This window comes from Buchananella sp. 14KM1171 (genome assembly GCF_041380365.1).
Taxonomy (GTDB): domain Bacteria; phylum Actinomycetota; class Actinomycetes; order Actinomycetales; family Actinomycetaceae; genus Buchananella; species Buchananella felis.
Genome location: NZ_CP159981.1, coordinates 940,093 through 958,535, shown reverse-complemented (window position 1 = coordinate 958,535; position 18,443 = coordinate 940,093). Strand labels below are relative to the sequence as shown.

At 68.1% G+C, this 18,443-nt stretch carries 6 protein-coding genes; 4 read left to right on the top strand and 2 right to left on the bottom strand.

Translation table 11 applies throughout. The features are described 5' to 3' along the window. Positions 1–47: 47 nt before the first annotated feature. Together ABYF38_RS03795 and ABYF38_RS03790 are read right to left on the bottom strand one after the other, a co-directional pair. Entirely contained in the window at positions 48–7,025 is a 6,978-nt protein-coding gene (locus tag ABYF38_RS03795; RefSeq protein ID WP_371152815.1) for an SdrD B-like domain-containing protein, read from the bottom strand. A gap of 773 nt (positions 7,026–7,798) precedes the next feature. Further along, positions 7,799–8,875: a 1,4-dihydroxy-2-naphthoyl-CoA synthase gene (locus tag ABYF38_RS03790; RefSeq protein ID WP_371152814.1), complete on the bottom strand. Its 1,077-nt coding sequence runs from the start codon at positions 8,873–8,875 to the stop codon at positions 7,799–7,801. 69 nt (positions 8,876–8,944) lie between these two features. Between ABYF38_RS03790 and ABYF38_RS03785 the strand changes: the two genes are divergently transcribed. The 4 genes from ABYF38_RS03785 to ABYF38_RS03770 all read left to right on the top strand — a co-directional run bounded on the left by ABYF38_RS03785 (position 8,945) and on the right by ABYF38_RS03770 (position 18,440). Next, positions 8,945–10,225 (top strand): arginine deiminase, encoded by a 1,281-nt coding sequence (locus ABYF38_RS03785; RefSeq protein ID WP_371152813.1) that lies wholly within the window; start codon positions 8,945–8,947, stop codon positions 10,223–10,225. Positions 10,226–10,544: 319 nt separating this feature from the next. Further along, entirely contained in the window at positions 10,545–11,732 is a 1,188-nt protein-coding gene (locus ABYF38_RS03780; protein WP_371152812.1) for a hypothetical protein, read from the top strand. 511 nt (positions 11,733–12,243) lie between these two features. After that, positions 12,244–15,381, top strand: a complete 3,138-nt coding sequence (locus tag ABYF38_RS03775) for a hypothetical protein (RefSeq protein ID WP_371152811.1) — start codon at positions 12,244–12,246, stop codon at positions 15,379–15,381. 2 nt (positions 15,382–15,383) lie between these two features. Next, positions 15,384–18,440: a hypothetical protein gene (locus ABYF38_RS03770; protein ID WP_371152810.1), complete on the top strand. Its 3,057-nt coding sequence runs from the start codon at positions 15,384–15,386 to the stop codon at positions 18,438–18,440. Positions 18,441–18,443: the final 3 nt, after the last annotated feature.

The window sequence follows — 18,443 nt, the reverse complement described above, 5'->3', positions numbered from 1 at the left end:
AGTTTGCCTGTTTTAGGGGTTTGGTCTCCTGGTTCTAGCGTTGTGGGCTAGTTCTTCTTGCGGCGTAGGAGGAGGAGTGTGCCTCCGGCTGCCAGCAGGGTTAGGGCGTAGGGGGCTAGGGTGAGGGCGTTGGTGCCGGTCTTGGCCAGCTTGCCTCCCTTGCCGCCCTTGGTGGTGGGCTTTTTGAAGCCGAAGTCCAGGGAGAGGTCCTTGTCCCCGTCCTTGGTCAGGCCGATGGTGGTGGCCTTGTCGGTAGAGGAGTCGGTTTCCCGGGTGCCCTGGCCGGTCTTGGCCGGCTGGTAGCCCGCGGGCGGGGTGATGGTGACGGTGTAGGACTGGTTGTCCTTCAGGACGGGCAGGTTGTCGAAAAGGTACTTGCCGTTCTCGTCGGTCTTGACCGGGCCAACGGGGTTGCCGTTGACGTCGGTGACGTCCTTGCCGTCGGGTCCGGTGATCTTCAGGGTCACACCAGCGATGGGCTTGTCGGTGTTGTCCTGGATTCCGTTGTCGTTGAGGTCTTCAAAGACGTAGTCACCCACGGTAACTGAGGGCTTGTAGTAGCCAAAGTCCAAGGTCAGGTCGCTAGCGCTGTCGGTGGACAGGTCTGCCAGGCTGACCGAGGTCGTGGTGGAAGAGTCGTTGGCTCCCTGGCCGTTGTTGGTACCGGCCTTGGTGGGCAGGTAGCCGGCCGGGTCGCTGACCGTGACGGTGTAGGACTCACCCTGGGGTAGCACGGGCAGGTTCTCAAAGAGGTACTTGCCGTGCTCGTCGGTCTTGACCGGGCCAACGGGGTTGCCGTTGACGTCGGTGACGCTCTTACCGTCCGGGCCGGTCAGGGTCAGGGTGACGTCCTTGATACCGGGCTCGCCGGTGTCTTGGAGGCCGTCCTTGTTCTTGTCGAACCAGACGTAGTCACCCACGGACACCTTGGCCTTGATGAAACCAAAGTCCAAGGTGGGGTCGTTGGCCCCGTCGGTGGACAGGTCTGCCACGCTGGCCGAGGTCTGGGTAGAAGAGTCATCACTACCAGCACCGTTGTTCATGCCGGCCTTGGTCGGCACGTAACCGAACGGGGCGGTAACGGTAACGATGTACTTCACCTCACCGGTGAGGACTTCCAGACCAGTAAAGGCGTACTTGCCGTGCTCGTCGGTGGTGGTGGTCAGCTCGGTGCGGGCGGTGTGGTCAGCGTTGTTGACCGGCTTACCGTCGCTACGGGAGATGGTCAGGGTGACGTCCTTGAGTGGCACATCGGTGCCGTCTTGCAGGCCGTCCTTGTTGACGTCGTACCAGACGTAGTCACCCACGCTGACCTCGGGGAAGAAGAAACCAAAGTCAAGGGTGAGGTCCTTAGCCCCGTCCTGGGTCAGTTCCTGGGCGGTAGCACTACCAGTAGAGGAGTCCTTGGCCCGGTCGCTGCCCGCCTCGGCCTTGGTGGGTACGTAGCCGGCCGGGTCGGTGACAGTAACCACGTACTTCTCACCCGCTGGCAGCATCTCCAAGTCCTTAAACAGGTACATGCCGCTAGCGTCGGTAGTGGTGGTGGTAACCGGGTTGCCATCAGCGTCCTTAACGGGCTTGCCGTCCGTACGCGAGATGGTCAAAACCACGTCCTTGATGCCCTTTTCGTCATCGTCTTGCAGGCCGTCCTTGTTCGCGTCGAACCAGACGTAGTCACCCACACTCACCTTGGCCTTAACAAAACCAAAGTCCAAACTCAGGTCCTTGTCCCCATCATTAGGCAACACGACCGCGGTCTCGCTACCAGTAGAGGAGTCCTTGGCCCGGTCACTGCCAGCCCCAGGAGTGGTGGGAACAAAACCACGCGGGTTGGTAACCGTCACCACGTACTTCGCGCCTGCCGGCAAGATCTCCAGGTCAGCAAACAAGTACTTACCGGTCGCGTCGGTCGTGGTGGTGGTAACCACGCTGCCGTCGACCTTCTTGGCCGGCTTGCCGTCCGTGCGAGACAGGGTCAAGGTCACATCCTCCAACGCCACGTCGCTGGCGTCTTGCAGACCGTCCTTGTTGGCGTCGTACCAGACGTAGTCACCCACACTCACCTTGCCGCGCTTGGCGTGCCAGTTATCGCTATCGGTGAGCTTGTCACCACCAGCCACCGGGGTGGCCTCCACCCGGGCGGTGTTAGCGTGCTTGGCCGCATCCGTCATGGCCGCCAGGGTAGCGGTGCACTCAAACGAAGCCTTGGGCGCAAACACCCAAGCCGCCGGAGCACTAACCACACCATCAACAGCCACCACATCAGCGCCATCAATACGGCACTTGAAGTCGGTCAGGGCCGGGCCAACAATCGTGGTGTCAGAAACCTTGACATTGTTCAACTCGCCCTTACCCGTGTTAGTCACGGTGAACTTCACCGGCTGGGCAGCCAGACCAGAAAGCACCAGGGCCGCATCCTCGGTGTCACGGTCACCAGCGGGCAAGACCTTGGGCTGACCATCAACCAGCTCAGCGTTACCCGCCTGGTCAAAGACCACCCCACTCCAAGCACCGTCGTACTTCTCAATGTCGATACCCGTGGGCTTCTTAACAAAACCAAAGTCCAGCGTGAGGTCCTTGTCCCCATCGTTGGGCAGCTCTACCGCAGTCTCGCTGTCGGTGGAGGAGTCCTTGGCGCGGTCGGTCCCGACACCAGCAGTGGTGGGCTCGTAGTTGACCGGGGGTGCGACGGTGACCTTGTACTTCACGCCTGCCGGGAGGATTTCCAGGTCGGCGAAGAGGTACTTACCGGCCGCGTCGGTCTTGGTGGTGGTAACCACGCTGCCGTCGATCTTCTTGGCCGGCTTGTCGTCCGTGCGGGACAGGGCCAGGGTGACGTCCTGCAGCGGCACGTCGCTGGTGTCTTGCAGGCCGTCCTTGTTCGCGTCGAACCAGACGTAGTCACCCACACTCACCTTGCCGCGCTTGGCGTGCCAGTCGTCGTTGTCGCTGACCTTGTCACCACCAGCAACCGGGGTGGCCTCAACGGTGGCCTTGTTGGCGTGCTTGGCAGCGTCCGTGATGGCCGGCAGGGTAGCGGTGCAGTCAAAGGAGGCCTGGGGTGCGAAGATCCAGTCGGCCGGAGCAGTGACCACGCCGTTAACAGCAGCAATGTCGGTGCCGTTGATGTGGCACTTCAGATCGGTCAGGGCCGGGCCGGCCAGAGTCTGGTCGGTGACCTTGACGTTGTTCAGCTCGCCCTTACCAGTGTTGGTAACGGTGAACTTCACCGGCTGGGCAGCCAGGCCAGAAAGGACCAGGGCCGCGTCCTCGGTGTCACGGTCACCAGCGGGCAGGACCTTGGGCTGGCCGTTAACCAGTTCGGCGTTACCGTCCTGGTCGAAGGTCACCCCGCTCCAGGCACCGTCGTACTTCTCGATGTCGATACCCGTGGGCTTCTTAACAAAACCAAAGTCCAGGCTCAGGTCCTTGCCGCCATCAGTGGGCAGCTCTACCGCGGTCTCGCTACCAGTGGAGGAGTCCTTGGCGCGGTCGCTACCAGCACCAGCAGTGGTGGGCTCGTAGTTATCCGGGGTGGTAACAGCAACCTTGTACTTCACGCCTGCCGGGAGGATTTCCAGGTCGGCGAAGAGGTACTTACCCGCAGCGTCAGTGGTCGTGGTGGTCACCACGCTGCCGTCGATCTTCTTGGCCGGCTTGTTGTCGGTGCGCGAGATGGTCAGGGTGACGTCCTTCAGCGGCACATCAGAGTTGTCCTGCAGGCCGTCCTTGTTCGCGTCGAACCAGACGTAGTCACCCACACTCACCTTGCCGCGCTTGGCGTGCCACTCATCGCTATCAGTGACCTTGTCACCACCAGCAACCGGGACAGCCTCAACCGTGGCGGTGTTGGCGTGGCTGGTGTGGTAGGCGCCAGTGGCGTCAGCCTCGGCCAGCTTGGGCAGCGTACCGGTGCACTCAAACGAGGCCTTGGCAGCAAACACCCAATCAGCCGGAGCAGTGACCACACCATTAACCCCAGCCACGTCCTTGTTGTCGATGCGGCACTTGAAGTCGGTCAGGGCCGGGCCACCATTAGTACGGTCGGTGACCACCACGTTCTTCAACGCGTCCTCACCAGTGTTAGTCACAGTGAACTTCACCGGCTGGGCCTCCAGGCCAGAAAGCACCAAAGCCTGGTCAGCACCATCACGGTCACCAGCAGGCAACACCGCAGGCTGACCATTACTCAACACCGGCTTATCGCCATTGAACTGAACACCAGCCCAAACACCGTCGTACTTCTCAATATCAATACCCGGCGCAGTCTTCACAAAACCAAAGTCCAACGTCAGGTCGCTGTTGCCGTCGTTCGGAAGGTCCTTGGCGGTGGCGTTGTCGGTGGAGGAGTCGTTGGCTCCGGAGCCGTTCTGGGGACCCTCAACGGTCGGCTTGTAACCAGCCGGAGCGGTGACGGTGACCTTGTAGTTCACGCCTGCCGGCAGGATCTCCAGGTCGGGGAAGAGGTACTTGCCGTTGGCGGCGGTCTTGGTGGTGGTTACCACGCTGCCGTCGATCTTCTTGGCCGGCTGGTTGTCGGTGCGGGACAGGGTCAGGGTGACCTCGCCCAGCGGGACGTCGGTGTTGTCCTGCAGGCCGTCCTTGTTCTTGTCAAACCACACGTAGTCACCCACGCTGACCTTGCCGCGCTTGGCGTGCCACTCGTCAGAGTCGGAAACCTTGTCGCCACCGGCCACCGGGGTTGCCTCGACGGTCGCGGAGTTGGCGTGCGTGGTGTGGTAGGCGCCGGAAGTGTCAGCCTCCGAGAGCTTGGGCAGGGTGCCGGTGCACTCGAAGGAGCCCTTGACCGGCAGCACCCAGTCGGCGGGGGCGGTGACGACGCCGCCAACCGCAGCCACGTCCTGGTTGTTGATGCGGCACTTCAGGTTGGTCAGCGCCGGACCGGCGCTGGTGCGGTCGGTGACCACGATGTTCTTCAGGCCGTCGGTACCAGTGTTGGTGACGGTGAACTTCACCGGCTGCGCCTCCAGGCCGGAAAGCACCAGGGCGGTGTCCGCACTGTCGCGGTCACCCGCAGGCAGCGTGGCGGGCTGGCCGTTGTTCATCTCCGGGGTGTCGCCGTTGAACTTAACGCCGGCCCAGTTGCCGTCGTACTTCTCGATGTCAATACCCGGAACGGTCTTCACGAAGCCGAAGTCCAAGGTCAGGTCGCTGTCGCCGCCGTTGGGAAGTTCGCGGGCCGTGGCGCTCCCCGTGGAGGAGTCCTTGCTGCGGTCGGTGCCCTGCTCAGGCTTGGTGGGTAGGTAGCCACTCGGTGGAGTCACCGTCACCTTGTACTTCTGGCCGGCCGGGAGGATCTCCAGGTTGTCGAACAGGTACTTGCCCTGGGAATTGGTGGTCGTCGTGGTAACCGGGGCACCGTTGACGTCCTTGACCGGCTTGCCGTCCGTGCGGGAGATGGTCAGCGTGACGCCGTTTAGCGGCTCGTCGCTGTCGTCCTGCAGACCGTCCTTGTTCTTGTCGAACCACACGTAGTCACCCACGCTGACGGCCTTGAAGGAGAAGGTGTTGGTGTACTCGGCCTCAATCACCTTGTTGGACACGATCACGAAGGTCGCAACGGGGGTGCTGGATGCTTGCCCGCCATCGATCGTGACAGAGGGGGTCTCAAACTTGATGCCACCGGGCAGACCAGAGGAGGTCCAGTTGGTGTCCTCGGTCAGCGTGATGGTGGTGCCTGCCGGGAACGGCATGCGGGTGTTGGTTTCCGGGAGGTAGGTTACGACCCGGTCAAGGGGGACCTCGACGTAGAGCGGGCGGTTTGGCTCCACCCAGCCCGGGTGGTCGGATGCGTTCGGCTTGTTAGCCGGCAGCTGCCAATCCACCAGGAAGCGGACGCGCTCGCCGTCGGGCAGAGCAGTCTTGGCCTCGCCCTTGGCGATCTTGCTGATGGCAAAGGTGCCGTAGCCCGGGTCCATTTGCGCGGTACCACCGGCGGTGACGCGGTAGCGGGCGCTGGAGTAGAGCTTCTTGTTAACGCCCTCGATACGAGCCTCGTTGGAGTAGGTCGTGTTGATGTCGATCTTCTCGTTCGGGGTGGTCGGCTTGGTGCGGTAGGTCAGGCGGTAGTTGACGTCGTCACGCAGCGGCGCACCGGTCCGGCGGATCGTGAACTTAGCTGCGCGGTTGCCGTTGCTGAACTCGGCCTGCACCGTCACCTCGCCCAGATTGCCCAGGGAGTGGCCGGGGCGCTTGGGGTAGGGGAATGTCTCCACGCTGCAGATGCCGGCGTGGTCGAAGATGCACAGGTCCTCAATGTCGCCCTCGGTCGGCAGGTCCACTGCGGTCGCAACGAAACCGTAGCTGCCCTCGTAAACCTGGCCCTGGCTCAGGGAGTCGTGAATGACGATCTCGTCCGGAATCTGGCTCTTGTTCATCATCTCGCGCAGCACCTTGCCGGAGAACTGCACGTGCCAGACGATGCGGGCCGTCTCTGAGGTAACACCCCAGTTGGACTTGTCCGGCGGCTGGATCCAGTAGTTGCCGATCGGAGCCGTGATGGGCTCGCCACCCGGGGTGGGAACCATGATCTTGGTGCCGTTGGCGTTGAACTCAAGTTCCGTCTTGCCGTTGGACTCGTGCGCTACGGACTCGATCCAGGCGTTTCCGCGCAGGTTGGATAGTCCCTGCTCCTGAACGGCGGTGGTCAGGCCGTCGGTGAACACACACTTGATGAAGGGCTTGGCTTCGCCGGGGCCACGGTTCGGGTAGCAGACCGCGATGGTCGGCTTCGAGCCCTGGTCCAGCTTCAGCTCGAACTCCTTGGTGTCTACGAACTTGTAGGACACGGGCTCGAAGGGGAAGCCGAGGGTGAAGTGCTGGCCCACCTGGGGGTTAGCGTTGCGGGCGTCCCAGTCCCACTTGACGTTAACTCGGCTCCACTTGTGGGCCACATCGTCGGTTTCGACGCCACCGGTGAGCTTCTTGACAGTGATGTTTGTGATCGTGACAGCTTCGTTCTGTCCGGGCTCTCCTGCCTCAGCGTCGCCGTTGAACAGCGTCACTAAGCCTATTGAGGTCAGGAGGACCGCCAGAACAGAAAGCAAGCTCAGCCATTTGGCCTTGACTTTGCCCTGCATGTGTTTCCTTCCAAAGAGCGGCGACTTTGCGCCAGGGGGTGCCGGGATGGCGTGGGGAGGTTGGGCCGCCGACTGGGGGTCGGTTGCCCGCTACGCCGCCAAGTAAATGGGGCGCCTTGCCCTTCGCCTCGGCACGCCGGGGCGCACCTGCGCGGAGGTGTAGATAAACCTTCTCCCGGCAAGCGTAACCGCCTCGGCTGTGGTTCGGTAGGAGTTGGTGGAGCCTTGTGGATAGGTGCGGCAATGGAACGCCGAGCGCATTGGCTCATTTCCGGCACTTTGCGGGCCGCCCCTGTACAAAGGTGGCGTCAGTCACAAAAGTGATAAAGGGGCGCAGAAACCGGTTTAGCTTGCGGTAGTGCGCCGCACGGGTCGAAGCGCCGCCCGGGTGCGTGCCCCAACAGGGGCGCTTGCGCGCCTGTTGGGGCGGGCGTGAGAGGGGGAGTCGCGCCACCCCCGCGCCCGCGTAACGGCAGACGCCGCACCCCGGCGACGAGCGCCGCTACACCCCGTTTCGCAGCGCCGCCACACCCCGCACCACAGCTCCACCCCCGGCGCCGCAGCTCCGCCCCGCCGCGTAATGGGCCGCCATTGCGTTTCCGGAGGGGGTGATTTCTGGGCCGACAATATCCCGCTCGAAAGAAATTGGTGGGCGGGGGATTCTTATCCCCCGCCCATAACGCCCGTTTTGATTAACCTCAGAAGTAATAAGGGAAGGCCGACCAATCCGGAGCTCGGCGCTCCAGGAATGCGTCGCGGCCTTCCTGCGCCTCGGCGGTCATATAGGCCAGCCTGGTGGCCTCGCCCGCGAACACCTGCTGCCCGGCCAGGCCGTCGTCGGCCAGGTTGAAGGCGAACTTCAGCATCCGGATCGCCTGCGGGGACTTGGTGGCCACGATCCGCGCGTACTCCAGCGCCCGCTCCTCCAGCAGCGCGTGCGGCACGGCCTCGTTCACCACGCCCCAACGCTCGGCCTCCGTCGCGTCGTACTCCCGCGCCAGGAAGAAGATCTCCCGCGCCCGCTTGTCGCCCACCTGGCGGGCCAGCAGTGCCGAGCCGTAGCCGGCGTCGAAGGAACCCACGTTCGCGTCCGTCTGCATGAAGCGCGCGTGCTCCAGAGAGGCCAACGAGAGGTCGCACACCACGTTCAGTGAGTGTCCACCCCCGGCCGCCCAACCGGAAACTGCCGCGATCACCACCTTCGGCATGGTCCTGATCAGGCGCTGCACCTCCAGGATGTGCAATCGCCCCGCCCGGGCGGCGTCCAAGCGGGCCCGCGTGGCGGCGACGTCGGCCAAGTGGGCGGCCTGCGCGTCGGCCTCCTCCTGTGCGGCGCCGGCCAAAGCCCCGCCGGCCCAAACAGCGCCCTCACCCTGCGGGGCGCCGGGGGCGACGTCGGCCACCCCGCCAACAGAAGAAGCTGCCGCCTCCTCCGGGCGCTCGTAGCGGTAGCCGTCCTTGCCGCGCACGCGCTGGTCCCCGCCGGAGCAGAAGGAATAGCCGCCGTCCTTGGGAGAGGGGCCATTGCCCGTCAGGATCACCGCAGCGACGTCGGGGCTGCAGCGGGCGTCGTCTAGGACCCGGTAGAGCTCGTCCACGGTGTGCGGGCGGAAGGCGTTGCGCACCTCCGGGCGGTCGATCGCCACGCGCACCACCGGCAGCGCCCGGCCGTGGCCGTCCACGCCCCGGTGGTAGGTGACATCCGTCAGCCCCTGACCGATGTCGCGCCACCGGGCCGGATCGAAGGTGTCAGAAACGAAAGGAAGGCTGCTCATAGCCCCCAGCCTAGCCACCGGCGGCGCAGAGGCACGCAGCGCGCAGTCCGCCCCGCTACTCTGGAAGCCATGAGTGAAACCGCCCCAAATGCCTACTCCACACCTGCGGAGCTGCCGCGTCGCGTGGAAAGCGAGGTGGGGCAACTGCGTGAGGTCATCCTGCACCGGCCCGGCCTGGAGATGACCCGCCTGACCCCGTCCAACAAGGACGACCTGCTCTTCGACGACATCCTGTGGCTGGAGCGCGCCCAGGAGGAACACGACCGCTTCGCCCAAGTCCTCCAGGACAACGGCGCACACGTCCTATATATGGCCGACCTGCTGCGCGAGTCCCTCACGGTCGCCGAGGCGCGCGAGATGGTCATCAACCGCACCTTCGACGAGCACACCTACGGCCCCATGGCCTACGAGCCGCTGCGCGACCTGGCGCGCTCCATGGACCTGGCCGAGCTCACCCAGCTGCTCATCGCCGGCATCACCAAGCGCGAGATCCTGGAACGCATCGACGAGCCGCGCTCGGCCTCCTTCCGGCTGTGGCACATCGACGACTTCGTGCTGGCCCCCCTGCCGAACCACTATTTCACTCGCGACACCTCCACCTGGGCCTACGGCGGGGTGTCCATCTCTTCCATGCGCAAGGTGGCCCGCTGGCGCGAGACCCTGCACTACGAGGCCATCTACCGCTACCACCCCGACTTTGCCGATGCCGTCACCCCCGTTTGGACCGAGGAGTCCGAGCACGGCACCGCAGCCATCGAGGGCGGGGACGTGCACGTGGTCGGAGGCGGCGCCCTGATCGTGGGATTGAGCGAGCGCACCACCCCGCAGGGCATGGAGCGTTTTGCCCAGCGCGTCTTCGAAAGTGGGAAGGCAGACCGGATCGTCGCCCTGGCCATGCCCCACGCCCGCGCCTACATGCACCTGGACACGGTCATGACCATGATCGACCAGCGCACCTGGACCAAGTTCGCCGGCCTGGGCATGCTGCCGAGCTTCACCCTCACCCCCGCCGGGGCCGGCAACGGCTCCTCCGGCAGCGGCCTGCACATCGTCTCCCACCCGGCCGAGCGCATGCACCACGTCATCGCCGACACCCTGGGAGTGGACGGGCTGCGCATTTTGACCACCCCGCAGGACGGCCTGGCTGCCGAGCGCGAGCAGTGGGATGACGCCTGCAACCTCCTGGCCCTGGCCCCCGGCGTGGTGGTGGCCTACGAGCGCAACACCGCCACCAACAAGTACTTGGCGGACAACGGCGTGGAGGTCATCGCCATCCCCGGTAACGAGCTGGGCCGTGGCCGTGGTGGGGCGCACTGCATGAGCTGCCCCACCCGCCGCGACCCGGCCTGACCTGACCCGGCCTGACCTGGCCCGCGCTCCGGCCGCGCCTCGTCAGCGGCGGGCGTGTTTGGTGGTCTTGGTTGGACGACGTTGCCCCCGGCGCCGATTCCGGTAGCGGCGGGCGGCGGGGCGATGGAGCGGGGCGCAGCGGCGCGGTGGGGAAGGTGCGCGCGGCGGCGCGGTGGCGCGGAGGGAAAGGTGCGCGCGGCGAGTGCCGCGTGGCCGGCGGCTTCGCTTTCCCACAGGGCAACCGGCGGGAGGCAGCCAAAGCCCGGCCCTGCGCGTAACCTCTTTACGACATTGGTGCGCCGGCAGTGAGAGGGGAGCGATGCGCAAGGAACCCGACGCAGCGAAGCCCGCAGGCGCCGGGACGGGTGCCGGCGACGGGGCCGGGACGAGGGCCGCCGACCGGGCCGGGACGAGGGCCACCGACCGGGCCGGGACGAGGGCCGCCGACCGGACCAGCCAGGGGCAGAGTGCCGGGGCAGGTCAAGCCCAGAGTGCCGGGGCCGGCCAGCAGGGGCAGACTCCCCCCGGCTTCCCGCCCATCTCGGAGGAGCTCATCAACCTGCTGCTGGGCGCGTGCGGGCAGGAGGAGCGGGAAAAGCCCTCCAACCCCTTCCTTGCCGCCGGTCAAGGCGCGGTCTGTCCCGAGAGCCAGGCGCAGATGTCCGCCGCCCAGTTGGCCGAGCTGGCCGGCGTCTACCCGCAGCTGCGCCGCCGTATCCTGTCCCACCCCAACTGCAGCGAGCGGGTGCGCCAGTGGATTCAGCGTGAGGACCCCGTGGCCTACCAGACCTGGGTGAAGGAAACCCTGGCCGAGCAGGCCCGCGAGCAGGCTGAGCAGGCGCGCCAGTTCCAGCGCGACCGGGAAAACCAGGCCGCCACTGCGGCCAAACGGGCCGCACTGCTGGCCCAGAAGAAGCGCGACATCACCCGGGTGCGCGTGCGCAAGCGCGTGCTCAAGCCCGTCGCCATCGCGCTAGGCGTCCTCGCCGCCCTGGCATTGGCCGTCTACGTCACCTACCTGGTGGCGCTGGAGAAGTCCGCGCCGCAACCGGTACTGGACGCCGCGCCAGCGGTGAGCGCGCAGCCCACAGCGTCCCCGACCCCGACCCCGAGCCGCGACGAGGACGACTGGGCCCGCCCGGTGGACTTCAACGCCTCCCAGCAGGGACTCGTCTCATCCCCGGACGGGAAGGTGATCTGCCACCTGCAGGACCTCCAGGCCGGGTGCAGTATGGCGGAGAGGTCCTTCGCCGCAGCCGGGCTGCAGGACTGCGCCCAGTCCGTCTTCTCCCTGGCCGTGGACCCCACCGGCACGAACCTGGCCTGTGGACAGGACTTCCGCCCCGCCGAGGGTACCTACGTCTACGTGCTGCAGCCCGGAGAGCAGGTCTACTGGGGCGAGTTCGCCTGCACCTATCTGGACGAGTCCGTCTCCTGCTGGAATCAGCGCACCGGCGTGGGCTTTGAGCTCTCCGAGCAGAAATACTCCCTCGGCGAGGGGCGCTAAAGGGAAACTCCCAGCGCTGGGTGCGGGCCGTCGGCGAGGTGATCGGCGGGCCCAGGGAGAGGGAGGCTCCCCGCGCCGGAGCTCAGCTCGACGTTCGGGGCTTCGACTCGACGTTTAGGGCTTCGACTCGACGATTTGCCCCAGGCTAACGTCGAGATTGGGCTGCGAACGTCGAGATTGGGATGCGAACGTCGAGATTGAACTGCGAACGTCGAGATTGGGGCGGCAACGTCGGGTTGAAGCGCCAGGCCCCGGCGCGCGGGAAACCCACAATTCGAAAGCGCCACTAAACGCGCGAGGCGGATTTAGTGGGGTGGCGGGTGGAACGTCGGCCAAAATGCCCCTGCGAATGGCGGGGCGAGTGTAGGTTTCCCACCGGCAGAAGGGGAGAAGTAAGCTGTCCCAATGTGGAGCTTGCCCAGCCAGGGCGGCGAACGCGTTTGGCCCGCAGGTCCCAGCCGCGCGGAAGGGAATCGGGCACCGGCCGTTCGTTCCGTGAGGAGATGACCCGATGAATCGATTGAATTGGCAGCGGTACCAGATCGCGATCATCGCTTGGTTTGAGGCGCAGCCAATTGAACTGCAGGCCGCCTTCCCGATGAATAGGTGGCGCAGCCTATTTCGCCTCGGCTCCAAGGGCCGCGAAATACCCTTCTTCGACGCCGAGGAAATGCTCCACTCGATGCTCGACGGCGACCAGAGCCTGCGCACGAGCCTGGTCGAGCCGCTGTGTGCCCACCTGAACGCCGCCTTCGGGCACAACCCCCCGGCGGTGCCGGCGCAGGGGGCGTCCCCGCAGGGTGGGGGAGCGGGGCAAGGCGTCGGCGGCGGTGAGGGGGCAGCCGGAGCGGGCGACGCGGGCGGCCCGGTAGATGAGGGAACGGACGACGCTGCCGGCGTGGTGTTCCCCGGGTACGCGCCCGGTGGCGGGGCGGCCTTCGGTCCAAATCCGCTGGCCATGCTCTCCCCCTACGACATGCCCTGGGTGGACGACGCGCCGGCAGAGGTCGGCGGCGCGGACGCCCCTGCCGAGGCCGAGCAGCATGCCGGCACGCAAGAGCCGACGGCAGTGCCGTCAGGACCGGTGGTTCCGGTTGAAGCGGGCGAGCCCGGTGAGCCTGGCCAGCGTGATGAGGCGGTGGTTCCGGTTGAAGCGGGCGAGCCCGGTGAGCCTGGCCAGCCCGGTGAGGCGGTGGAGCCCGCCGGTCAGGTCGCGGCGCCGCACAGCGAGATCGCCCAGGCCACCGAGGCCGAGTATCCGGCGGCAGAGCCGGCAGAGCCGTTCGTGGCGGTGGCTGGTGAGGCCGTCGAGGTGGACGCCGTGGCGGCGGTCGGCGGCGCGGACGCTCCCGTCGAGACGGTCGAACCCACGGTGACCGAGCCCGTGGAGCCGGAGCCAGTCGAGCCCACGGTGGCGGAGCCCACTGAACCTGCGGAGGCCGAGCCTGTCGAGCCGGCGGAGCCAAGGTCGGTTGAGCCCAGGGTTGCGTCGGAGACGCAGGCGGCCCCGGACCCGGCGGCCCACCCCGCTCCCGTCGCGCTCGCGGGCCCACGGCTGCCGCTTGAGGACACCGTGGAGATGGAACTGGACTCGGGAGGTAACCTGGTTGCGGCCGGAGCCTCGACCGCCCAGGTGAGCCCGGAGCGCGGCACTGCCCCCGCAGCCGCCGGGTCGGATAACCCCGCAGCCGCCGGCCCGGAAACCGCCGCAGCCGCCGGCCCGGACGCCCCCGCCACCGCCGCCCACCCCGCGCCCGCCGCGCCGCGCCTGGACCCGACCCAGGAGGCGGCCATCGCCGCCGCCACGGGGCAGGACGCCGCGGGCGCTGCCCTGCGCGCCGCGACACCCGCCCCCGCGCCCGGGCGCGGCGAGGACGGCCAGGAGTGGAACTTCCCGGAGTACGACTTCTCCCGCCCCGACCTGGAGCCGCTGGTCTCGGTGCGCTCGGAACGCACCCGGGAGGGCCTGCGTTACACGTGGCGGGACGCCGGCGACGGCGAGGTCTACCGGGTGGTGGTGGAGACCGGCGGCTTCTCCACCGACGTGGAGCTGGGGCGCACCGTGTGCTGGACCAAGCGCTCCCACGCGATCGACCCGCAGCCTGCGGACTCGCCCTGCCGGTTCATCACCGTGTGGGGCTACGAGGACTTGGGTGACGGAGAACTGGGCCAGTGCAGGCGGGTGGCCGCCGGCGTGAACATTGCCCAGGTGGAGAACCTGCGAGTGGAGGTGGCCGGCCCCTCCGTGCGCGCCCAGTGGGAGGTGCCTGGCGCCCCGGTGGGCTCCCAGACGGACACCGAGGTGGTGGTGGCCCGCCTGCCCGGAGACGCCAACGTGGGGATGGAGATTCAGACCGAGTCCTGGCTCAACCACACGCTGGCCTCCAACATGTACAACTGCCTGGACGGGATCGACGACTCCACCGGCACCCCCGGCCAGCGCTACGTCTACCTGGCGGCGGTAAAGGTGCGCGTGGGCAACCGCTTCGAGATGGGCCGGCCGGTGGTGTTCCGCGCCGACCTGCAGCAGGCGCCCCTGGCCAAGCCGCAGCACTTCAGCGTGAACGCGGACGTCTCTGCCGGCGGCAACGTCTGCACCCTCACCTGGCAGGCCGTGCCGGGCACCCGGGTGCGGGTGTTTCGCACCACCCGCAGCCCCCACAGCGCTGCGGCGGAGCAGCCCACCGTGGGGGTGGAGCAGCTGGTGGACGCCGGCCTGCGCCCCGAGGACGAACTGCACGGCACCCCCACCCCCTGCCCGGGGCAGGAGGGGCGCGGCCTGGTGCAGCTGACGGGCGTCGAATGGCCCGACGGCGCCGAGTACGACCGCCTCTACTTCACCCCGGTGGCGACCCGCGATGGCCTGGCCAGCGTGGGGCGCACCCAGGTGCTGGTGCGCTCCGGCGAGATCGCGGACGTGCGCTTGGTGCAGCGACTCGACTGGCAGCTGCTCACCTTCGCCTGGCCCGGCGAGGCCGCCTCCGTTCAGCTGCGCCGCACCGGCGGTAACGGCCCGGTGCCGGTGGAGGGCGCCCAGTGCGCCCCGGCGGACCTGACCTGCACGCGGCAGGAGTACAGCCGCCAGGGCGGATTCGTCATCAGCGGCGGCGGGGACACCTGGGGCAGCCAGGTCCAGCTCAACGCGGTCAGCTACTACGACGGCCAGCCGATCTACGGCCGCCCCGCGCTGGTGGACCTGGATCCGCTCTACCGCTTCGAGTACAGCATCGAGTGGCCCAGCGCGGCGCGGGCGGTATTCAAGCTGCTCGGCAAGTCCAAGAACCTGGTGCGCGTCACCGTCAGGGCGGCAGCCGGCACGCCCTGCCCGCCCGAGCTGCTGCCGCACCTCATGCTGGTGCACAACCCCCAATACCTGCCGCTGCACTGGCGCGACGGCACCCCCGTGGCGGTCAGCCCCAGCCCGGACGGACGCGAGCAGGCCCCGCAGGTCACCGCCTTCCCCGCCCCCGGTGGCGAGGTGGACGTGTACTTCCCCGCCGACGACCTGCAGGGCGGTTACGTGCGGCTCATGGTGTGCGCCGAACCGGAGGCGGTGCACGGCCGCGCCAACACGGCGGCCTGGGCGTACGCCGCAGAGCGTTACGCCCTGACGGACCCCGACGCCGAGAGCCTGCAGGTGGAGCGCTGAGCATGTACCAACTGACCTACGCCTCCCTGGACCACGAGGTGGCCGGTGTGCGCCACTCCGGCTGGCACGTGATCGAAAAGAGCGCAGAGATGCCGCCGCAGGTGGAGGAGCTGCTGGTGGGCCTGATCCGCTCCCAGATGGAGCCGCTCAACCCGCTGCCGGGTTTCCCCACCACCGAGCAGCTGGCCAAGGCGGAGATCCGCTTCTACCAGTTCGCCACCGCCGCCGGCACCGTGCTGATCCACACCGCCGAATCCGGCTACGACTCCCTGGGCCGGCCCAGCACCTTCACCCACGCGATCCTGCTAGACGAGGCCGAGACCGGCGCCCCGCTGGGGGTGGCCGCCCCCGAACTGGGGCGCGTGGCGGCCCAGAGCCTCCAACTGGCCGCCGCTCCGGGCGAGTGGGCAGGCGCGGCGGTCGGTGGGACGTCGGCGGCCGCAGTGAAACCAACCGAGGCGCCGGCCCTTGCGCACTGGCGCTCGATTAACGCGTGGCGCGCCCCCTTCTGGCGCCGACCCTTCGGGGCCGACGCTGCCCGCGCCACCGCCCTGCCCAACGAGGCCGAAGTGCGTGCCACCCCCGAGGTGGGGCGCGCCTACGCCCAGCGCTGGCTGGCCCACCCCAGCCGCATGCAGATGACCGCCAGCATCGCCGCCGCCCTGGACCAGGAACGCCAGCTGGCAGGTGCGGGCAAGGAGCGGCGCACCGTCGTGGTGGGCGTGGAAAGCTGCGACGAGGCCGCCGGTTGGCTGTGCGCGCTGGCCTACCTGGCCACCCCGGCCGCCTCCCGGGCGATCAACTACTCCTCCTGGGAGCGCGCCCGCTCTTCCAGCCAGGCCGAGGGGCTGCGCAAGTCCGGCCTCGACCTGGCCTTCGTGCCCAGGGCGGACCTGCCCACCGCCCAGGCCAGCCCCGCCGTGGTGGCGATAGACGCCCACGTCCTCACCAGCGCCGCCCAGGGGCAGCCCGGCGCCGCCCATGCGCAGGGCGGCACGGGGACGCAGGGTGGCACGGGGACGCAGAGCAGTGCGGGAACGCAGGGCGCCGCGGGAACGCAGAGTGGTGCGGGCACGCAGGGCAGTGCGGGAACGCAGGGCGGCGCGGGCAGCACCACGACCGCGGGCGAGGCGGGCGAGGCGGGCGGGAGCTGGGGCGCGCTCATCGCGGCGGCCCTGAACGCCCCCGCCCCGCAGCTGCCGGGCGCGGTCCAGCGGGTGCTAGACGCCGTGCACGCGGTGGAAAAGGTGGGCGCGGGCTGCCTGGCCGAGCCGCTGGGCTGGGCGCTCGCGGTGGTGGAGGCCGGCGCTCCCGGCACCGTGGCCCAGGAAAGTGGCGGCCTGGCGGCCACCATTGACGCGCTGCTGCTGCGCAGCCCGGCGCAGATGCTGGAAAACGAGGCGGTGCGCGCCCTGCTCGCCGCGCGCTTCTCCGGCGCCCAGACCAGGGACGCCACCCACTGGAACCGCGTGCTGCAGGCCACCGGCCCGGTGGAACTGACCCCCATCACCGCCGCCGCAGTAACCAGCTACCTGCGCGCAGTAGTGGCCGGGGCGGGGGTGGAGCAGGCGCTGGCCCAGCCCAGCGGCGTGCGAGCCCACCTGGGCGCGCAGTGGGCCGCGCTGCCGCCCAGTCAGGCCGAGGTCGACCGGCTCCTGCCGCAGGCAGCCAAGCAGCTCCAGCAGAAGCTGGTAGCCGGTGGGCTGCCCGCAAACCTGGCCCAGACGGTGGCCGGCCTGCGTGCCGTGGACTGGCTCGCCGTAGAAGGCTGCCTGCTGCCGCACCATCCGCGCGTGGCCGGCGTGCTGAACACGGCGGTGCGCGCCCTGAAGGACCCGCAGGACGGGCAGAACGTGATCACCCACCTGGACGGCCTGAGCACCCCGGTGGTGGCGGCCCTGGCGGCTAGCCTGTCCAACGCGCTCGCGGCGGTGGACAAGCCGCAGTTCCCGCAGCTCCAGCCCGCAGTGGTGGAGTGGCTGCGCGCCGCCCACCCCACCCTGACCGCGCCCCTGCGCCTGGAACTGGCAGCGCTGGACTGCGTGGCCTCCCAGCAGCCGAGCGCCAGGGTGGAGATCCTGGGGCTGCTCAAGCGCGCCCCGCAGGGCTGGTCCCTCAGCCGCGAGCTGGACCTGGCCATTGCTGCCTCGCTCAGCCCCGCCGAGCTCACCACGCCGCAGGAGTGGCGGGTGGAGGCCGGGCCGTCCACGGCCCTCGCGGCCGCCTGGAACCGACCCGTCGGGGCGGCGCAGGACTGGTTCGAGGCCATAGAGAACGCCGCCGCCCACACCCTGCTGCCCGAGCCGCGCGTGCAGGGCCTGCTCCAGTTGCGCGCGGCGCTGCGAGAGATCGAGCGCGACCCGATCCGGCTGTGCCCCTGCGAGGGAGGGTTGCAGCTGGCGGCCTTCATCATCAACCAGACCGTGGAGCTGGCCAACGCCACCCCCGACAAGGAGGAGGCCATCCACGCGCACATGGCCGCTGGCGTGGAGGAGGCGGTGCGCCTCTACGTGTTCCAGGCCTACGCCACCTGGCAGGACCAGAGCCCCCTCTACCTGCCTGGGGACGACTACGCGCGCCGCGTGCTCGCCGCGCTGCTGGCGGAAAAGCGCCTGCACCCGACCCCCGCCACCGGCGCGCCCGCTCCCGAGGGCAGCCCCCCGATTGGGGCCATGCGGGCCAACTCGCTGGTCCCCGCGGCGGTGGCCGCCACCGTGCTTTTCGAGGCCCCGGCGCGAAACAGCAAGTTCGCCGGCACTGGGGCGGAGGAGTGGCTGGCACTCCCGCTGGCGGAGGTGGGCGCGTTCGACCTGCGCTCGGCCGTGCGGCAGGACCACCGCTTCGCAGCCGCCGCCAGCGAGGCGGTGGACGCCACCCTGCGCCAGTGCCTGCCCATATGCGAGGAGAACGAGGTCGACTGGCTGGCCGTGCAGGCCAAGACCATCGCGGCCGGGGCCGGCGGGCTCTCAGTTGACCTGGATGCCCGCGTGGACAAGACCATCACCGCCCTGCGCAACGGGCCGGCCCGCAAACTGTTCCGATTCCTGGGGAGGGGATGACGG